At 33.1% G+C, this 18,021-nt stretch carries 16 protein-coding genes and 3 pseudogenes; 15 read left to right on the top strand and 4 right to left on the bottom strand.

What is annotated here, in order from left to right; all coding sequences use genetic code 11:
* Nucleotides 1-828 precede the first annotated feature (828 nt).
* The 9 genes and pseudogenes from JFL43_RS16380 to JFL43_RS16350 all read left to right on the top strand — a co-directional run bounded on the left by JFL43_RS16380 (nt 829) and on the right by JFL43_RS16350 (nt 6,189).
* The gene (locus JFL43_RS16380; protein WP_200749875.1) at nt 829-1,386 is read left to right on the top strand and encodes a transposase; all 558 of its coding nucleotides are present in this window, start codon (nt 829-831) and stop codon (nt 1,384-1,386) included.
* A 513-nt stretch (nt 1,387-1,899) separates the two neighbouring features.
* Nucleotides 1,900-2,088, top strand: coding sequence for a thioesterase II family protein (locus JFL43_RS16375; RefSeq protein WP_200749874.1), 189 nt, complete (start codon nt 1,900-1,902; stop codon nt 2,086-2,088).
* Nucleotides 2,067-2,312, top strand: a pseudogene (locus JFL43_RS22720) (cyclic peptide export ABC transporter); the annotation flags it as partial. The gene JFL43_RS16375 and the pseudogene JFL43_RS22720, both read left to right, overlap by 22 nt.
* Nucleotides 2,313-2,398: 86 nt before the next feature.
* Complete coding sequence (locus tag JFL43_RS16370; protein ID WP_200749873.1) at nt 2,399-3,172, top strand: GNAT family N-acetyltransferase; 774 nt, start codon at nt 2,399-2,401, stop codon at nt 3,170-3,172.
* 166 nt (nt 3,173-3,338) lie between these two features.
* Complete coding sequence (locus tag JFL43_RS22715; protein ID WP_267907815.1) at nt 3,339-3,467, top strand: hypothetical protein; 129 nt, start codon at nt 3,339-3,341, stop codon at nt 3,465-3,467.
* A pseudogene (locus tag JFL43_RS16365) lies at nt 3,443-3,613 on the top strand (efflux RND transporter permease subunit); the annotation flags it as partial. The gene JFL43_RS22715 and the pseudogene JFL43_RS16365, both read left to right, overlap by 25 nt.
* Nucleotides 3,614-3,677: 64 nt before the next feature.
* Nucleotides 3,678-4,199 (top strand): thiol-disulfide oxidoreductase ResA, encoded by a 522-nt coding sequence (gene resA, locus JFL43_RS16360; RefSeq protein ID WP_200749871.1) that lies wholly within the window; start codon nt 3,678-3,680, stop codon nt 4,197-4,199.
* A 293-nt stretch (nt 4,200-4,492) separates the two neighbouring features.
* Nucleotides 4,493-5,176: a response regulator transcription factor gene (locus JFL43_RS16355; protein WP_200749870.1), complete on the top strand. Its 684-nt coding sequence runs from the start codon at nt 4,493-4,495 to the stop codon at nt 5,174-5,176.
* A gap of 179 nt (nt 5,177-5,355) precedes the next feature.
* A complete protein-coding gene (locus JFL43_RS16350; protein WP_200749869.1) occupies nt 5,356-6,189 on the top strand; it encodes a sensor histidine kinase in 834 nt (277 codons plus the stop codon).
* A gap of 555 nt (nt 6,190-6,744) precedes the next feature.
* On the opposite strand, the gene JFL43_RS16345 is transcribed toward JFL43_RS16350, so the two are convergent.
* Nucleotides 6,745-8,676 (bottom strand): ABC transporter permease, encoded by a 1,932-nt coding sequence (locus tag JFL43_RS16345; RefSeq protein ID WP_200749868.1) that lies wholly within the window; start codon nt 8,674-8,676, stop codon nt 6,745-6,747.
* Nucleotides 8,663-9,430 (bottom strand): ABC transporter ATP-binding protein, encoded by a 768-nt coding sequence (locus JFL43_RS16340; protein WP_200749867.1) that lies wholly within the window; start codon nt 9,428-9,430, stop codon nt 8,663-8,665. Before JFL43_RS16340 ends, JFL43_RS16345 begins: the two co-directional genes overlap by 14 nt.
* A gap of 290 nt (nt 9,431-9,720) precedes the next feature.
* Here JFL43_RS16340 and JFL43_RS16335 point away from each other — a divergent pair, with 290 nt between their 5' ends.
* The 4 genes from JFL43_RS16335 to JFL43_RS16320 all read left to right on the top strand — a co-directional run bounded on the left by JFL43_RS16335 (nt 9,721) and on the right by JFL43_RS16320 (nt 12,808).
* Complete coding sequence (locus JFL43_RS16335) at nt 9,721-10,725, top strand: serine hydrolase domain-containing protein (protein WP_234447839.1); 1,005 nt, start codon at nt 9,721-9,723, stop codon at nt 10,723-10,725.
* A 134-nt stretch (nt 10,726-10,859) separates the two neighbouring features.
* Entirely contained in the window at nt 10,860-11,432 is a 573-nt protein-coding gene (locus tag JFL43_RS16330) for a hypothetical protein (RefSeq protein WP_200749865.1), read from the top strand.
* 102 nt (nt 11,433-11,534) lie between these two features.
* Nucleotides 11,535-12,098, top strand: coding sequence for a nucleotidyltransferase family protein (locus JFL43_RS16325; RefSeq protein ID WP_200749864.1), 564 nt, complete (start codon nt 11,535-11,537; stop codon nt 12,096-12,098).
* 359 nt (nt 12,099-12,457) lie between these two features.
* Nucleotides 12,458-12,808 (top strand): MBL fold metallo-hydrolase, encoded by a 351-nt coding sequence (locus tag JFL43_RS16320; RefSeq protein WP_200749863.1) that lies wholly within the window; start codon nt 12,458-12,460, stop codon nt 12,806-12,808.
* A gap of 120 nt (nt 12,809-12,928) precedes the next feature.
* Here the strand turns inward: JFL43_RS16320 and JFL43_RS16315 are convergent, their stop codons facing one another.
* The gene (locus JFL43_RS16315) at nt 12,929-13,363 is read right to left on the bottom strand and encodes a hypothetical protein (RefSeq protein ID WP_100797664.1); all 435 of its coding nucleotides are present in this window, start codon (nt 13,361-13,363) and stop codon (nt 12,929-12,931) included.
* Nucleotides 13,364-13,439: 76 nt separating this feature from the next.
* Nucleotides 13,440-13,644, bottom strand: a pseudogene (locus tag JFL43_RS23245) (insertion element protein); the annotation flags it as partial.
* 474 nt (nt 13,645-14,118) lie between these two features.
* Between JFL43_RS23245 and JFL43_RS16310 the strand changes: the two are divergent.
* Nucleotides 14,119-14,400, top strand: coding sequence for a CD3324 family protein (locus JFL43_RS16310; protein WP_100797663.1), 282 nt, complete (start codon nt 14,119-14,121; stop codon nt 14,398-14,400).
* A gap of 1,607 nt (nt 14,401-16,007) precedes the next feature.
* Nucleotides 16,008-17,489, top strand: coding sequence for a phosphatidylinositol-specific phospholipase C domain-containing protein (locus JFL43_RS16305; protein WP_200749862.1), 1,482 nt, complete (start codon nt 16,008-16,010; stop codon nt 17,487-17,489).
* The last annotated feature ends 532 nt before the right edge of the window (nt 17,490-18,021 follow it).

Genomic DNA, 18,021 nt, shown 5'->3' with positions numbered 1-18,021 from the left:
TTTTTTATAGTAGAAGGAAGTTCTAATAGCCCCAGGGATCAATAAGAATCCGAATTATAAACCGACCAACTTGTGAAAAAACGATATTTCGTTAGGTCTTTTTGGCGTACTCAAATTTGTTTTCAGCGGGGGGATATCCTCCCGCTGAAAACAAATTCATTTCTTCGCTTAAAAATTAATTAAAAGTACTTGACTAGAGGTAGTCAGTCCCAAAGTCAGTGAAAACCGACTTTTGAGGGCAGCCCTATTTCTTTAAATTTATACAAAAAAATCGTCTTTTCTTGTAAAATGTAAGTGACTAAACAAACAATTACGGAAAGGGCGATTTTTTATGCGCAATCCAAAGATTACTAACGAAAATTATGACATGACTCACAACGCTTCCACTAGAGATTGGGGAAGAAACTCTCGTTTCTAGAAATCAAAATGAAAACTCTACATTCATTCCATATAATAACTAACAAAGTATATGCCTCTTCGATTTTCAAGACTTTATTCCAATTAATCATATTGTACGAGTAGCGGACGAAATGATTAATTGGAATAGACGATGAATACTGCTTTGAACCATACAAAGGTGGTGGTCGCAGTGCGTATCATCCTAAAATGATGGTAAAAATCCTTCTCTAAGCGTATTCGCAAAAAGTATATTTTTGCCAAGAAATCGCCACATTACTGGATGAAAATCTCCCAGCAATGTGGGGAGAAAATCATCCGTTCCGTTCCCCAAAAACGTCATAGCAGATGCCGGTTATAGAAGTGAAAGTAATTATCTGTATTCAATGGACCAAGAATTTCAGGCATTGATTTCTTATGGCACATTTTTAAGTGAACAAAAACGAAGTTAAAAAAAAAGACATCCGTCATGTAAGTAACTGGGTTTACAACGAACAAGATGACACATACATATGCCCTAACAATCGAAAAGTACCTTTTAAATGTTATTCTACACGTACAGATAAATATGGTTTTTTATGGGACTTCAAAATATATGAGTGTGAAGATTGTTCAGATTGCCCATTGAAAGCACAATGTTCAAAAGCTAAAGGGAATCGACAGACTCACTACAATACCGTTTATGAAGAGCTCAAAGCAAAAGCACAAACTAGCCTTTGGTCTGTACCAAACGAACAAATTTACGCTCGACGGAAAATCGAGGTAGAGAGTGTATTTGGTCATTTCAAGGGTAATCGGTCGTTTCGTCGATTCTCACTTCGAGGTTTAGAAAAAGTGAGAACGGAGTTCGGCATTGTGGCAATGGTCCACAATTTACTGAAAATAGCTGGAATTCTCCAGCTATTTTCACCGGAACAGAGAAAAATGAAAAAAATCCCAAAGAAAAACAGTACGTTTTTCTTTGGGATTTTTATTTTAGTGACTTATTAGATAGCCCCATGTTATTTGGCAACCGAGCATCAATTTGCATACAGGTAAGTAGAACAAGAAATCTGTGTAGAGTGTGCTGCATAAATTGGATAATAAAATGAATAGGATAGTGCTGAAAACGAGTATAAAAAATGTTATAGTCTGTAGGGTTTTTAAAATACCAGTTATTAGTTTATTTGTAACTATTTTATCTAATATAACAAATCACTATAATTAAATACAATTTTAGTTTATAATACCTAATAGTGGTTTGTTATTTGAAATTTTTTGAAAAAACACAATAAGACTATTGCATATATACTTAGGAAGTTAGCAATGAAATTTGGATGAACCTCTGGTTAAAGCATTGACATCTTTCTCTAATTCAAATGGGAGTAATGAGCATGACAACCATAAGGTATAAGAGATATTTCGATAGTCTAATATTAAATAAATAATTTTGCTCTTTAGTATTTATATGACTATAAGTGCAAGGGACTGTAGCAAAGTTGTTATTAGGGGTGAGATGTATTAATGATATTGTTTTGTTTACCATATGCAGGTGGGTCAGAATCAATATATTTTAAGTGGAGAAAACATTTACATTCTTCAATCCAGTTGATTCCAATAGAGTTAAGAGGACGAGGAAAGCGGTTTGATGAAAATTTCTATGGAAGTATAAAAGAAGCAGTAGATGATAGAAGAAAAGGCTTGCTTTATTAGTTGCATATTTAGAAGATAGGCCTATTTATTTATTTGACGAATGGGCAGCAGATCAAGATCCGGAGTTTAGATTGTTTTTCTACGATACTCTATTGCCACTCCTTAAAGAAAGTGGCAAGTGTGTTATAGCAATTACACATGATGACTACTATTTCAATAGAGCAGATAAAGTTATTAAAATGGAATTAGGAAGAATGGTTCAAAGAGAAAAGTCATATATTTGATTACTATTTTAGAAGTATATTATAAGTTCTGTAGTCTAGTTTGATCTTTGAGTTTTAATTTATTCTTTAAGAAAGAAGGGATACTAATGATTTATAAGGCAGATATTAATATGAAAAAAGAGTTATCTTTAATGTTTGAAGGTTTCGATAGCACCATACTTCGCTCATTTCTTCAAGGACATATGGGGACGGCTTGGGTTAATGATCCTGAAAACCCTACAGTTGGACAAATTATTTTGGGTATATTCGCATTTTACGCTGGGGATCCAAATGCAACAGAAACTGAAGAGCTATTACATAATCTACCTGAAGACATTCTAGTAATAGTTAATACTGATGAATGGAAAAAACGTATAGAAACTGTTCATAAAGGTTCTTTCGATAAATTTCAAAGATATAGATTTAAAAAGAACCCTGAAGATTTAAATAGCAGTTACCTAGAAACTCTATTGTCAAAACTTCCAGAAGAATATGAATTGAAAAGAATTAATGCAAGTATAGCTAATGACCCATCTTTGCATGAGATTTCAGAAGACTTTACAGGTCAGTTTGATTCCATAGAAGACTACCTGAATAGAGGAGTTGGATTTGCTATTTTACATCGTGGACAGGTAGTATGTGGGGCATCATCATATAGTATCTATGATGATGGAATTGAAATTGAGGTGGGGACACATCTAAATCATAGAAGAAAGGGCTTAGCCACAATAGCTTCATCTGCTTTGATGTTAGACTGTCTTGCAAGAGGAAAGTATCCAAGCTGGGACGCAGCTAATCCTGAGTCTGCCAAATTAGCAAAACAACTAGGATACATTTATGAAGGGGCATATGATACCTATTATATCAATAATAGAAAATAAATATAATCTAACCTAGATTATTCACCAATCAACAGAAAAACCCACTGAAAAGCTGATGAGTCAGGTTTTCAGTGGGTTTTTCTACTCCACTTAAAAAGTGAAAAAAGAATCCACTTCTGTTAAGGTTAAATCGACTAAGAACTAACCAATAGAAAGGATTCTTCTAATGAGTAGATTACCGCAAACGACGCTTCATTTCAATCGCCAACTGAAATTATCCAATGATGGCGGCGAATTATCCTCTGATACAGGACATTTTTTATTCCGTGAGCTATTGCAACAATTGGTGCTTTAATCCCGATGGCTATCTCAAATGGTTCCGGAATGGTGTCAAAATCACTCTCTGTTGTCGTCATTGGAGGACTATCAACATCTACTTTTTTAACGCTTTTTATTGTCCCAATACTATACAGTTTATTTAATCCATCAAAAAAGAAATGAACATTTTAAACAGGATTTTAGCGCCGTTTCTTGGGGGGTCATAGGATTGTAAGGAGGACAATAAATGAAAAAAAGAACGATTATGCGAACTGTTATTGTAGTAATTATCTTTAGTGCCATTGCTTATACCGTCTATAGTAATTTCATAAAAGAAACATTTGAGTTGGTGAAAATAGGTGATGTTGCACCTGATTTTATTCTTGAAGATTTAAATGGAGAGAAGCATAAATTGTCAGATTATAAAGGTAAGGGAGTTGTACTAAATTTTTGGGCGACTTATTGTGATTATTGCAAAGAGGAAATGCCTGATTTAGAAGAAAACTATAGTAAGTATAAATCAAAAGGAGTGGAAATCCTTGCAATAAATAATGCACAAACACCTTTCGAAGTTAAAAAATTCACTAAAAATATTAGTTTTCCGATACTAATAGATCACTCAATAGTTGTTTTTAAAAGTTATAATATAGAGTTCTTACCTACGTCGGTATTCATCGACTCCGAGGGTACAGTTAAAAAAATATCATCAGGTGAAATGAGTAATAAATCAATTCAAAAAAATATAGAATTGATTTTACCTAATAGATAATCATCAGGATGTATTTTATGAATCAAGAGTATATTAGTAAAAATCGCATTTAAAATAATGGCTCAAAGTTCATCTATTATACTGAAGAACAGATAGCCCATTCTCGATAAAACTGAGAATGGGCTATCTTATTTAAATCATTTGGACATTTCAGTGGCAACCTAATAGAGCGGTCTTTTCAGTATCTAAATACAGAGTCAAGGTTAGCGAAGTATTCAAAAATGCTGTGAGAATGAGTATAATTAATTGAATAGTGTGGGTGAAAATCAATTAATTGGTAGGAGTAATGAAATATGGATGATAAATTTAACATTATGATTGTCGAAGATGAACAAAAGATTGCCGAAATGGTTGAGGAAAACTTAATTAAATGGGGATATGATGTTTATCCAGTTAAGGATTTTCAACAAGTAGAAGAAGAGTACTTGTCAGTGAAACCGCATGTAGTGTTGTTAGATATCAATTTACCTTATTTTAATGGGTTTTATTGGTGCGAGAAAATTAGAAAGTATTCAAATGTGCCAATTGTATTTGTGTCGTCTCGTAATGAGAAGATGGATGTTATGATGGCCATAAATATGGGTGGGGATGATTTTATCCAGAAGCCATTCTCAATGGACATACTCGTGACGAAGATTAATGCGATAGTGCGTAGAACGTATACATATCTTTCACCTAGTTTAGATGTACTCAAACATAATGATTTGACTTTAAACCTAAAGAATTCAACAGTTAAGTTTGGAGAGCAAGAAAGTGAACTCACTAAAAATGAATTTAAAATATTGACTGTTCTTTTTGAAAATAAGAATGAAATTATTAGTCGTGATGCGCTAATGCGTGCATTATGGGAAGATGAGAGTTTTATTGATGATAATACATTGACGGTTAATATAAATCGTTTACGTCGTAAACTAACAGATATGGGTGTGGAAGATTATATCCAAACGAAGAAAGGGCAAGGGTATATGCTAATATGAGTATTTGGAAGCATTTGTTCTTTCAGAGGCGACTAATCGTAACCTATATTATGATCATGTCGTTTATCACAGTAATGATCTATATCAACCCAAGACTTTCAATCCCAATAAATAATCTACTCTACCTTTATCTTATCTCAACTTGTTTATTTTTCTTATACATTTTTATAGAGTATTACTTGATCAAAAAACACTTTATTGCATTGAAGAGTAGCTGTAGAGATGGTTTTTTAATACAGGAAGAGTTGCTGACGCCTAAAACATTGGAGCAGCAGATGTTTCAAGAAGTATTAAAGCAAGTAAATCAACAGCATCAGCAAAAAGTCACGAATATTATAAATGATAAAAAAGAAACGATAGATTATATGACATCATGGTTCCATGAAATTAAAACACCTATATCGGTTAGTCGTTTAATTATTGAGAATGAGAAGAAAAATCCGATTTTAAATAGTATAGAAGAAGAAATAGAGAAGATTGAGGGATACGTTGAACAGGCACTCTATTTCGTTCGAGCAGATGATTTCAATCAAGATTATTTTATTGTTCCTGTTGATTTAGATGTAGTTATTCGTTCAATTATTAAACAAAATGCCAAGATATTTATTCAAAAAAAGATAAAACTTACATTGGAAGTAGAGTCTACAGAAGTACTTACTGACCAAAAATGGCTAGCTTATATTGTGGCACAAATTCTATCTAATGCTTTGAAGTATACTTCGCCTCAGGGGGAAGTGAACATTTCTTCAGAAGAGGATGAGATAGAAAGAAGATTAATCATAAAGGATAATGGGATAGGGGTAGAAATGGCCGACATCCAACGAGTTTTTGATAAAGGCTTCACTGGGATGAATGGAAGAAATCACGGTGGCTCAACGGGCATGGGTCTTTATCTAGCTAAGAGATTGGCAAATAAGTTAGGACATTCGATCACTATCACTTCAGAAAAGACCCACTTTACAGCTGTTACTATACATTTTCCAAAACTGCATGATTACTATGGTATAACATAATTTAAAATCCTAATAGGTGACGGTCTCTCAGTTTGTTAACAAAAGGCATTCAGAATTCTCATATCCTGAATGTCTTTTGTTTTTATATATAAGGGTTATTTAAGCCCCTCTTTATAGATAAAATCCTCTTCAATATTAACATTTAGGCCATTTTTGTATTTGCCAAGCCCAATTAGCGAGTTTTTTAAAAATTCTTAGCAACACATCGTCTGCATAGACATTTTTTTAAGACCTTTTATGGTTGTCCACCACATCCACAATTTTTCTAACAAGATGTTTTTGAGATACTAGTTAATCCAAAGTAAGCATTTCAATTTGATCTCTTTCAGGATTATTCGAAGGTGGCAACTCCTGCGGGAAAAGCGGGACAGTCCAAGTCCCTGCAGAAGGAGCATTGCGACGAAGCGGCTTGGACCCACCCGCGAAAAACGACTACCGTAGCGGAAATCAACGATCTTATCTATTTTTAAAATAAAAAACCATAGATAAACTCGAATTCCTTCGAGTTTGTCTACAGTCTGTAAGACATAAACTTTATTGGTGTTTGTCTCTACTTTATGCATTGACTATTTTGTTACATGAAATAACAGTTAATACATAGTAAGAAAGATAAAGCATTGTATAAGATACGATACAAATGATTACGGGAATGATGAAGTTGATATCCATTAAATTTGAGATAGCAGTTAAAATCATACAGCTATGAGTTATGCCTACGATTAAAGGTAGGAGAAAGACAACAGAATATTGTTTAGCGATAACTCGCATCACTTCGATCTTTTGAACGCCTAGTTTCTTTAATGTTGTATATCTGACTTTATCATCAGTTACTTCTGTTAGCATTTTGAAATAAATAATACTTCCTGAAGCCGCAAGGAAGACTAATCCCAAAAATCCGCTTATAAAGATCAGTAATCCATAAACAGATTGGGCTTCTTGATAGCTATCTGAAAAACTGTAGAAATGTACTTCACTAGGAAGTTCTTTCATGATTTTCTTTGTTAGTGCAGAAGATTTAGCTTCGTTGGTTACTTTCAAAGCATGCACTGTAGTAGGAGTATTCTCACCTCTAAGTTGATTGTATTTTTTGTCATTTACAACTATTAAGAAAGGTTGAACAGGGTCATTCAATAATGAAAATGATTTATTATCAACAATCTTTATTTTCGAATCCGCAGTTGCTGAATGCAACGAAATAGATTTGTTTAAATTTGATTGCTGGTCTTGTGAACCTATGAAATTGTTGATAATTGTTAGACCTTCTGTTTCCTTAAAAGGTGCAATTGTATCTAAATCTAATTTATCAGCTAGCTGATTGAAAGTTGTATTGGATATAACAGCAAATGATTCGTCAAAGTATAAGTACCCCCCAGGAACTTTTTTAAGCTCTGAAGCATCGCCTTTTACCATTGTGTACTCCCAGTCATGTTCAAAGATAAGGGAATGATCATTGTCCGTGGCAATTATTTCACGAATTTTTGCATCTACTTCAGAAGAAGTACTTTCATATTGATAACTATATGGAACAAAACTTTTTACCTGATCCAGAGTATTGTAATAAATACTATAACCAAATCCAAAAGCGATAAGTGTTACTGCGTTCAGTATAGAAATAATAGTGAACATAAAGGCGTTGCTCTTTAATCGATTTGTTAATTGCGTAAAAGTTAAAAGATTAGACCACTTAAAATAAAATGACTTATTCTTCTGTAATAATACAAAGATAAAGGCACTTAAGGAGTGGAATAACAAAAACGAACCAACAAGCATGGAGATAATTATTATAATGATAGTACGGTTAAAGTTCTGATCCCAATTGTTCGATTCTGGAGACAGTTGTAATAACCAGTAGCTACCTCCAATCATTGCAATGGCAAGAAGTGCTAACAACAAAGAAGGCTTATTTATCTTCTCGCCTTTTTTAGTGGCTTGAAATAGCTCAATTAATTTAAAACGATAAATAATAAAGTAGCCTTGCAATGAAGTAAGGAAAATAATCACACTAAATACGAGTAAAGTCTGTATGATTGCTCTTGAATTAATAGTAAATGTAATAGCAATAGAAAAGCCCATTAATTTCACCAGAATCATACTGAAGAAAACAGAGAATAATTCCCCGATTGCAAGCCCTATTAAGAGTGCAATTATGCCCATTATAAAGTTCTCATAAAATAGCATTCTGCCAATTTGTTTTTTCTCAACACCTAATAACGAATATAAACCAATATCTTTTTTACGTCTTTTAACAAAGAAGTTATTCGAATACCAGATGAAAATGGATACAAATAGTAGTAAAAGGATAGAAGAAGCACCAAAAGCTGATTCAAGTTTTTCTGTATCCGTTAGAGCTTGGCTAATTTGTTTATTGTACTGTAGTGATGAAAAAGTAAAGTAAATCGTAATACTGAGTGTCATTGATGCAATATAAAGAAAGTACTGATAGAAATTGTGTTTGATATTCTTCTTTACAATATTAAACATGTTCATGGGTCCCACCCCCTATAGTAGAAAGCGTGTTTAATAATAGGTTAAGGAACTCTTTTCTGTCCTTGTCTCCTCGGACTATTTCTGTGAAAAGGCGTCCATCTTTCATAAATAGAACTCGATCGCAATAACTTGCAGCAAAAGCGTCATGTGTGACCATTAAGATAGTCGAATCGTAGTCCTTGTTTAATACATTGAATGTATTTAGAAGATCAGTAGATGATTTAGAATCTAATGCTCCGGTTGGTTCATCTGCTAACACTAAACTTGGATTTGTAATAATTGCTCTTGCAACAGCAGCTCGTTGCTTTTGTCCTCCAGAAACTTGGTAAGGGTAAGAGTTTAAGATAGCTTCAATTCCCAGTATGTTGGCTATTTCTCGCACTTTAACTTCCATCTTCTGAGCTGGCCAATTCGCTAGGGAGAGTGGTAGTAGAATATTTTCTTGTATCGTTAAGGAATCTAGCAAGTTATAGTCCTGAAAGATGAATCCTAAATGCTTTCTACGAAATTTAGCTAAATCCTTTTCTTTCATTGATTCGACTGATTCACCCCCAATAACAATACTACCTGAAGTTGGTTTATCAATTGTTGAAAGAATATTGAGCAGTGTAGTTTTACCAGCTCCAGATGGTCCCATAATTCCAACGAATTCCCCTTTATTAATAGTTACATCTACATGTTGTAGAGCAGTATATATATTATTTTTTGCTCCAAAAACTTTATGTATCGAATTTCCTTTTAAAATAGCTTCCATGTTAAAACTCCTTTCAAGAGTTAGTTTATACATTAAGAATACGTTGAAACCTGGAACTTCTCCATCGATTTTTCAAACAAGAAGTAACCATAACTTACATTTTTGTAACAATAGGAGTAGTTTATAAATAGATTGACATTGAAGGGTTATTTATCTATATAATAATTTGAATGTTCAGTGAAGAACAGAGCGACTTGTTGATTGCGATGAATTATTTTGTATGTAGCGCTATGAGGAGACTAGTGATACTTACTACGAGTCTCCTATTATCTAAAAGTGAGGAATTAAATATGAATCAATTTTTACCAGTTTGGAAAAACGTATTGCATACGTTACAGCAAGTAGATGCTACAGGGGCCGCCATGATGGTTTTGAAAGAAGGCCAAGTCGTTGCAGAATCTTACACGGGCTATCAAAGTGATGAAGCGGACGCTAGATTGATTCAAAATGATACTTTGTTTCATTTAGCTTCAGTTCGAAAAACATTTATCGGATTTGCAGTAGCTTATTTAATCCAGAAAGGGACCATCGAATCGCTCGATCTGGGGATTGCGTCATTTTTCCCTGAAATGGATAGTGGGATATTAGAGGGAGTTACCATTCGCCATTTAGTCACACATACACATGGATTACGACTGTTAAATGGGGAAGTTGAAAAAGAGTTTAGGGCAGGGACAAGCTGGGCCTATCGTAATATTGGTGTAGATTTACTTTCTGAAATCATGAAGAAAGCTTCAGGTAGGACGATTGCTGAAATTGTGGAAACTGAAGTATTAAATCCTTGTGGTTTAAAAGAAATAGGCTGGTATGATGAACTGGACTTTCGGCATGTTCAAGTGATTCGGAAAGAAAGCGATCCCCATTGGTACACAGGCAACAATGTAGATGGCAGCCAAATGAATATGTATGCTTCCGTTAGAGACTTGGCTCGATGGGGAGCACTACATTTAAATAAAGGGAAAATTGACGAAAAACAGCTACTTTCTCGGGAGATTTTTGACTACAATACAATTTTACAAAGTCCAACTACTTTACCAGAAGGCTATCCAAAGAATGGCTTCTTTTGGTTTGTTCAGGGAGAGTCTTGTGATCGAACAGAAATAGGGGAAGAAGTATCTAAACACTCGTTTCAAATCCTAGGCTATACAAATGTAGTACTGTTAGTCATTCCAGAACATGAAATAGTTGCCGTACGTGCTTTTAATAATTTTGGCTCACCTAAAGGCTATGATTATCTAGAGGATATTCGTATTTTTGGAGATTGTGTGATGGGCTGTTTGAGGCACATGAGCTGATAGTGGGGCCATGAATAAATAAATAACTACTTTCAAGTAAGGGTGTAATCACTTGAAAGTTGCTATTTTTGTTTAACCATTCGAAAGATGATTTGCAGGATCCAGAGCTTGATTTGGCCTACTGGAGGGGGGATATGACCTGCTCAGACAATTCGAAAAATGATTTGCCCGATTCAGAGGTTGATTTGACTCACTCGAGAAGTGATTTAACCTACTGGAGGAGTGATATAACCTACTCAGACCATTCGAAAGATGATTTGCCCGATTCAGAGGTTGATTTGACTCACTCGGGAAGTGATTTAACCTACTGGAGGAATGTTTTAACCTACTCAGTCAATTCAAAAAGTGATTTGCCCGATTCAGAGCTTGATTTGACTCACTCGGGAAGTGATTTAACCTACTGGAGGAATGTTTTAACCTACTCAGTCAATTCAAAAAGTGATTTGCCCGATTCAGAGCTTGATTTGACTCACTCGGGAAGTGATTTAACCTACTGGAGGAAGTATTTAACCTACTCAGACCATTCGAAAAATGATTTGCCCGATTCAGAGCTTCATTTGACTCACTTAAGAAGTGATTTAACCTACTGGAGGAGTGATTTAACCTACTCGGTCTTTTTGAATCTCGATTGGCACTACCTATCTCTTCATTTGACCTACAAGGAATTTTTTGGCAATATAAAAACTAGAGGTTGTAGTCATACATAACATTCATCGAGCAACTTAGACGTCTGCTGGTTATTCGTTAATTTGCAGAATTGAGTGAAATTCATGTTTTGAAAATAGAGAAAGGGAGGAAGTGTACTCTAGTTGTTTTTACAATCTGAAAGTGATTTTATAATAGCGATTGAAGAAGATACTTGGATGATGGGGATTTTACATACTGTCCAACAGTTGAATTTACCAGATTGTTGGGTTTGTGCTGGTTTTGTTCGTAGTAAAGTTTGGGATCTGCTGCATGATTATAAAGAAAGAACGCCTTTAGCTGATATTGACGTCATTTACTATAATGCTGAAGAAATGGATGAACAAGTAGAAAAGAGGTTCGAACAGGAATTATTAAGTATAATGCCTGACGAACCTTGGTCAGTAAAAAATCAAGCCCGTATGCATGTGCTAAATGGGGCAGCATCCTATGTTTCTTCTAAAGATGGAATGGCTCAGTTTCCAGAAATACCAACTGCCGTTGGTGTACGCTTAATCAATTCCAAGATAGATGTTTTCGCACCATATGGAGTAGAGGGATTGCTATCTTATGTTGTAAAACCAACTCCAAAATTCAAGAAAGGCATGTCCTTGCATAATATTTATGTAAAAAGAATTGAGACGAAAAACTGGACCAAAACTTGGCCTAAGTTAACAATCAAATTTTGAGACGTCTAATCATACTATAGCGAGAAAGTTGGTTTAAATTTGGGCTGTTTTTCGTAAACTTTGTTGTTTTTTGAGTGAAAAAATCTATGCTATACTAAAATATAAGAATACTTAGGAATCGGAAAGGAGATGTACCATTTATACTATTTATGTTCTTAGTTGCATTACCTTTTTTAGGTGTCGTATGTTTTTTAAACCTCATCACCTTCATGGAGAAATTACACAAGGGCAAAAACACTAAAAATCAAAAAGTATTGGGGAGTTTTTGGACCATTGCCTTTATTTTCGCATTAATTTACTGTTTTATTGGCATCATCTGATACTTTGTGGAGCTACACACCATCGAATTTATCTTTTTTATGTTATGTTTCTTAGAATGTTTACCGTTAGATTATTCCGTTGAAAAGGAAGGAGCACTTCATAACTGTTCCTTTACATTACAAATATTATTTACGCTGGGCCACTCACTTGGAGACATATTTTACCATGTAAATGAAGAAGGTATCATCATTTCTGGAGATGTCCTTTTTAAAGGTGGGGTTGGACGGACAGATATAGATTGGGGAGACCAAAATACGATAATCGAAACAATTTGTAAAAAATTGCTGACCCTTCCTGAAAAAGCTCTTGTTTTAAGCGGACACGGAGCTGTAACAGATATCCAGATTGAGCAGGAGAAAAATCCATTCTTAAAAGATTTTCTCTTGTAAGAGATACATTAATTTTTGCTAGTAAAAACAAAAGAAACATCATTTAATTTGTAATAAAAAAATGCTCCGTTGAAAAAATCAAGAAACAGAATGTGTTATAACAAACATATCAACCACCACTTACTCTGTTTGTTCTCTAATAAAATCTGCATCAGCCTGATTTATACTTTTATATTCAATATCTTCCCAACTCTCTCCAGAGCGCTTACCGATTATTGCTCCATTATTGGTAAACCATACTTTTGAATCAATTAATCCAGTGGATTGCTTCGGACTATTCATTTCAATGAATAAATCTGGATGGTTCTTATTAATATCAACATGATCAATAGGTTTACTGTTCAAATATATCATCATAAAATTATCTATGACTCCTTGATTTTGTGCATCTGTAATAATTTGTTTATAATCGATTTGCCCATCATTTTTACTGCTTTCAACGCCTATTTTAACTTCCCTAGTTATTGTTTCAGATGTCATTTTACTTGTAAAATATCCTGCTGAAAATAATATCAATGCAAAAACAATTGTAAATATGATATTCTTTTTGTTCATCTAATCCCTCCATGTACGAATCGTAAAAATCCATTTATATTTTTATATTCAAAAATTTCCAGATAATACATAGGATTCACCTTAAATATAAAATACCCTCTATTTTAAATATCTTTTCGGTAATTCCCAAACCTTGTGAAGGAGTCAGTTTTTTTATCTCCTGTTGTGTATGGTAAGCAGAAATTATAATACGTTCTCAAAATGGTCAATGCCATTTGAGCATATTTTGGATTGAAATGGGAATAGCTTTAGCTTTTCTTATCATCTCTTGCAGTGGTCAAGGTCGTTCTAAAATATGTGGAAGTATTTCAAAAAGTAACTGTTACTATAAACCTCTGAAATAATTTATTAGAATAACCTAAAACTTAGGTTTCTAAGGTGTATTATATTTGTGGCAGTTTTTTGTGATTTTATGGATAGATTAATGTCTAGACTTATTTTGAAAAAATCAATAAAAAAGAGATTAGGTTGACCAAGGTTTTTTAAAATCACTATAGTAATTTAATAGATACAATAGGAAAAGGGCAATACATATTAGTAATGTTTAATATGTTTTGTCCTTTGTTTATTTGCTCACACATATGGTGTGATATGGAATATAATTAAAATGAATAATAGAGAAAATTTAAGGAGGGCTGATTTTATGAGAAGAGATGTTATTTATTTTGCTTAGCAAAGGCTATTGCAAAATTATACAAATAAAATAATAGCCTTTGTTATTCCTAAAAGAAAAATTAATATTTAGGAGTGCAAAAATGAGCTATAAAAGAGCAAATAATCTTCTGCCAGCAGAGGTGGTAGAGTTAATACAAAAATATGTTGATGGTGAATATATTTATATTCCAAGAAAAGATGAAAATAAAAAGTCTTGGGGATCTGGTACTGCTACAAGGAGAGAATTGGATTTAAGGAATTCTAATATCTACAACGATTATTTATCGGGAATTGGTATCTCTACTTTAGCCGAAAAATATTATTTATCGTTAAAGAGTATCCAAAGAATTGTACTAAAAGAAAAGAAGTCAATGTGGTTATAAACTGCATTGGCTTATTTTCTTTTATGAAAAAATAATAAGGTTTTTTCCAGTAATGTATAATTTATTTGAATAAGTGATAGGAACATACCTGTTAGCCAGGTTATGAGGCAAAAACTGTCGAACGGGCCGTTTCAGAAATAGAACTGAAGGAATCTGATGAATTAGATAGTAAGGCTTTAAAAGAGCCAAATGAAATCCTACAGTCTATTAAGTTGCTAAAGAGATTCGTATACCAAATCATTTGTAAGTATGAAAGTGTTCATAAAGTACTACTTTATACATGCGGTAGTTAGCAAAGTGAATGGAAGAGAGAAAGTTTGGTATATCAATTTTATAGCTGACAATGATACTTACTTTACATTAGTCGTATTTGATCGTTATTTTAAATATTTTACTTTTTAAGATGAGGATCTCATCGGCAAAGAAATACTAGCAGTAGGTACACTAAAGAAAAATAGCTTTAATACAAAGAAAAGCAAATTACAGAAATGGTTATCAAATCTAATAAGTACATTGAATTCTTATTATTTCATTTAAATAGGAAGCCCCCTCACCATTGGTTAGGGGCTTTTATTATTCTCTTCAATCTTTCAAAATAAATCGAAAAACATAAGTAATTTGGCAATACTTTTTTTCTAGAGCCAGAGATTTTCCTACCTTCAGTAGACAATTGAAGGGAGAGACCAACATGAGAATTAAACAGTTCATAAGCGCAATAAATTACGAGTAATAAAGGTGGGGGAACTATTTAAATATATTTGAGAAGGCCCATGTACGTCAGGAAGAGGGAATTGGGAACCGACCTTATAAGCATTTCGCTTCCGAATTAAGGAGTTTGCAAGAAGAGCCGTTGAGGTGATAAAGAAGAATGCACTTGAAAGAATCAAAAAAACTCTGAAAAAAGCAAAGTATAATTTCCAATTGATTACACTGATTTACAACGCAACCAAACATAGATTGTTTTTTTAAAATAGATTTTGGAATACGAGAGTAGTTTGTGCTCTAAAAAATACTATGGATGAAATTAATTCAATAATAAAAAATTAAAAATGAAACTAATTTAATTAATATTGAAATTATTGCTTGTCATTTTACCTTTATAATTAATTAGAAGAAAGGAGGTATGGATAAAAAGTGCAAAATTAATTGTACAGATAGTGTATTCCACAAAAGTTAAGTGAATGTATAGACCATAAAAATTGAAGTAAGAAGGCGCTAAACATACTTTGCAAAAAGGCAGCAATAGTAGCACTTCTTCACAGTTCTAATAACGGGGATTATTATGCCTATTGTTTCTTATGCAGAAGAACCTCACAAGACAAATTTGGAATACCAAAACGGTAAAGGTCTACTTGAATATTATTATGGGAAAAGATTTTAATCATTTGCTCATGTTAGCTTCTACACAAAACGTAAAATTATTCTTTTTCCAACATGAGCTTTTCAACGGATAGTAGCTAACAAGAGTTTTGCAGGAAACTAGTAATATAGCATATTCCTTTTTTGTGAGTTTTACCTATCATCAATATATCGTAATTCAATTATCAAAAACGAAAGAAGAAAATTACCATTGGCTATTTAGTAAGATACTTAAAGGGGGAGAATAAATGAAAAGAATTTTCTGTTTTATATTAATTATCATGTTTATCTTTAATTTTTCTACTGCTGCATTTGCTCACGAACATTCAGGGTATTCTCATGACTCAACTCTAAATTACCAAAATCCAAATTGGATGGATGCTATTGATGATAAAGCTAGACTAAGTGAATTATCTATTCCGGGTACACATGATTCCATGGCATATAAAACTTCAGTACCTGCTACTGATCATGTCTATACACAGTCTATGTCACTAAAAACACAATTAAATTCTGGGATTCGTTACTTAGATATTCGTTGCCGATACACAGAAGGGTCATTTGCAATTCATCATGGCGATTACTATTTAGACGCAATGTTTGGGGATGTTCTAAATGAAGTCACTAATTTCTTAAGTCAACATCCAAGTGAAACGATTTTAATGAGAATCAAACAAGAAAAGAGCGCTGTTTCTAATCAACTTTTTAACGAAACTCTTCGAAAATATATGGATAGATATCCTGAATACTTCTGGGATAGTCAAAATGGAAAAATCACAAACCCTTCTTTAGGAGAAATGCGAGGTAAAATTGTCATTCTTCGTAATGTAGCAGGCTCAAATATTGGTATTGATTATGCACATCAATTTAATATACAAGACAAATTTCACCTTAACACAAACTGGGATTTATATGATAAATGGTTAACTGTAAAAGAACAATTAAAAAAGGCAAATGGGTCTAATGGTAATCAAACTAAATTTATAAATTATTTAAGTGGCAGTGGTGGCTCTTATCCATACTTTGTTGCAAGTGGGCATAGTAGTCCTGGGACAGCTGCACCGCGACTTGCTACTGGTTTAACTACCCCTGGTTGGGAAAATTCATATCCAGATTTCCCTAGAACAGATTGCTTTATAGGAATATGTACTATTGCATTTGAGGGAACCAATATTCTCACAACAGATTATATAGCGAACAACAATTTAAATTATACAGGAATTGTTGTTTCTGATTTTCCAGGAAGAGGGTTAATAGATAATGTTATTCGAGTGAATACGCACCTATCTAAATCATCTAGGGTCCTTGATGGTATTTATCAAATTGTAACTGCTGTAAATAATACGAGTGTCTTAGATTTAAATGGACCCAATAATGTTACACTATGGAGCAACAATCAAGGAGCTCACCAAAAATGGAAATTTGTATATGATAAACAAAAAAGTGCATATCAAATATATAGTGTAAGCAATCCTAATTTAGTTCTTGCATGGAATGATTACCAAGGTTCTATCAATGTTTTTGGTACACCTAATCAACAAAAAGAAGAACACTATTGGATTCTCGATCATGTTGGAAGTAACTATTATATTATAAAAAATAAAAAGAACCCAAAATTAGTATTAGATGTAAATAATGCCGACCCTAATAATGGTTCAAACATTAAAGTAAATCAACAACACAGTCTAAATAGTGAACATATAAAAGCACAAAAATTTAAATTGAAATGAATATTAGTAAGGGAGTTAAATATATTCTTATTTTCCAAGTTTATAAAAAGTATCATTTATTGAAAATATGTGAAATATAGGGTCAATACAAATGAAGCAATGGAAGATACAATAAAAGAATTCTGTTAAGTGATAGAATCGAATGTCACCCAGATGCTATTGATAGTAAAGATTTGTAATAAAGTCGCGATGTTTATAAAGAAGATGCGATGTTTTGAAAAAGTTTAAATAAACCGATAGCTTGATTTTAATAGAATTTCTTTTGTATCAACATTTGAGTAATACTTGTAGCCTTTTTAATAAAAATCCAATTAGGATGGGGGAAACCATTTTGATCAATCTTTTTTCAAAATGGCTTCTTTCCTCTTGCAGCTAAATAAGGCTTTTTCCAATATTTTTAATAAAAAGTTATAGATAGTAGTGGGTAAAATAGCATAATTAAATATTCCTATAAAGATGCAGCAAAAGCTATAGATTCAATATTTGATTCTATCACTCTTACATTTAAGACTGGGGACCTGCCGACAAAACG

The sequence above is a fragment of the Viridibacillus soli genome (assembly GCF_016612995.1).
GTDB classification, from domain to species: Bacteria; Bacillota; Bacilli; order Bacillales_A; family Planococcaceae; genus Viridibacillus; species Viridibacillus soli.
Note: the sequence above shows the minus strand (reverse complement) of the source record. Positions and strands in the feature narration are given on the sequence as shown.

Bases quoted from the DNA above. Each gene is read 5' to 3' on its own strand.
- JFL43_RS16315 (WP_100797664.1), bottom strand. From the start codon at position 13,363: ATGAACAAAAAGAATATCATATTTACAATTGTTTTTGCATTGATATTA.
- JFL43_RS16310 (WP_100797663.1), top strand. From the start codon at position 14,119: ATGAGCTATAAAAGAGCAAATAATCTTCTGCCAGCAGAGGTGGTAGAG.
- JFL43_RS22715 (WP_267907815.1), top strand. From the start codon at position 3,339: ATGAGTAGATTACCGCAAACGACGCTTCATTTCAATCGCCAACTGAAA.
- JFL43_RS16335 (WP_234447839.1), top strand. From the start codon at position 9,721: ATGAATCAATTTTTACCAGTTTGGAAAAACGTATTGCATACGTTACAG.
- JFL43_RS16305 (WP_200749862.1), top strand. From the start codon at position 16,008: ATGAAAAGAATTTTCTGTTTTATATTAATTATCATGTTTATCTTTAAT.
- JFL43_RS16330 (WP_200749865.1), top strand. From the start codon at position 10,860: ATGACCTGCTCAGACAATTCGAAAAATGATTTGCCCGATTCAGAGGTT.
- JFL43_RS16355 (WP_200749870.1), top strand. From the start codon at position 4,493: ATGGATGATAAATTTAACATTATGATTGTCGAAGATGAACAAAAGATT.
- resA (WP_200749871.1), top strand. From the start codon at position 3,678: ATGAAAAAAAGAACGATTATGCGAACTGTTATTGTAGTAATTATCTTT.
- JFL43_RS16375 (WP_200749874.1), top strand. From the start codon at position 1,900: ATGATATTGTTTTGTTTACCATATGCAGGTGGGTCAGAATCAATATAT.
- JFL43_RS16320 (WP_200749863.1), top strand. From the start codon at position 12,458: ATGTTATGTTTCTTAGAATGTTTACCGTTAGATTATTCCGTTGAAAAG.
- JFL43_RS16345 (WP_200749868.1), bottom strand. From the start codon at position 8,676: ATGAACATGTTTAATATTGTAAAGAAGAATATCAAACACAATTTCTAT.
- JFL43_RS16340 (WP_200749867.1), bottom strand. From the start codon at position 9,430: ATGGAAGCTATTTTAAAAGGAAATTCGATACATAAAGTTTTTGGAGCA.
- JFL43_RS16370 (WP_200749873.1), top strand. From the start codon at position 2,399: ATGATTTATAAGGCAGATATTAATATGAAAAAAGAGTTATCTTTAATG.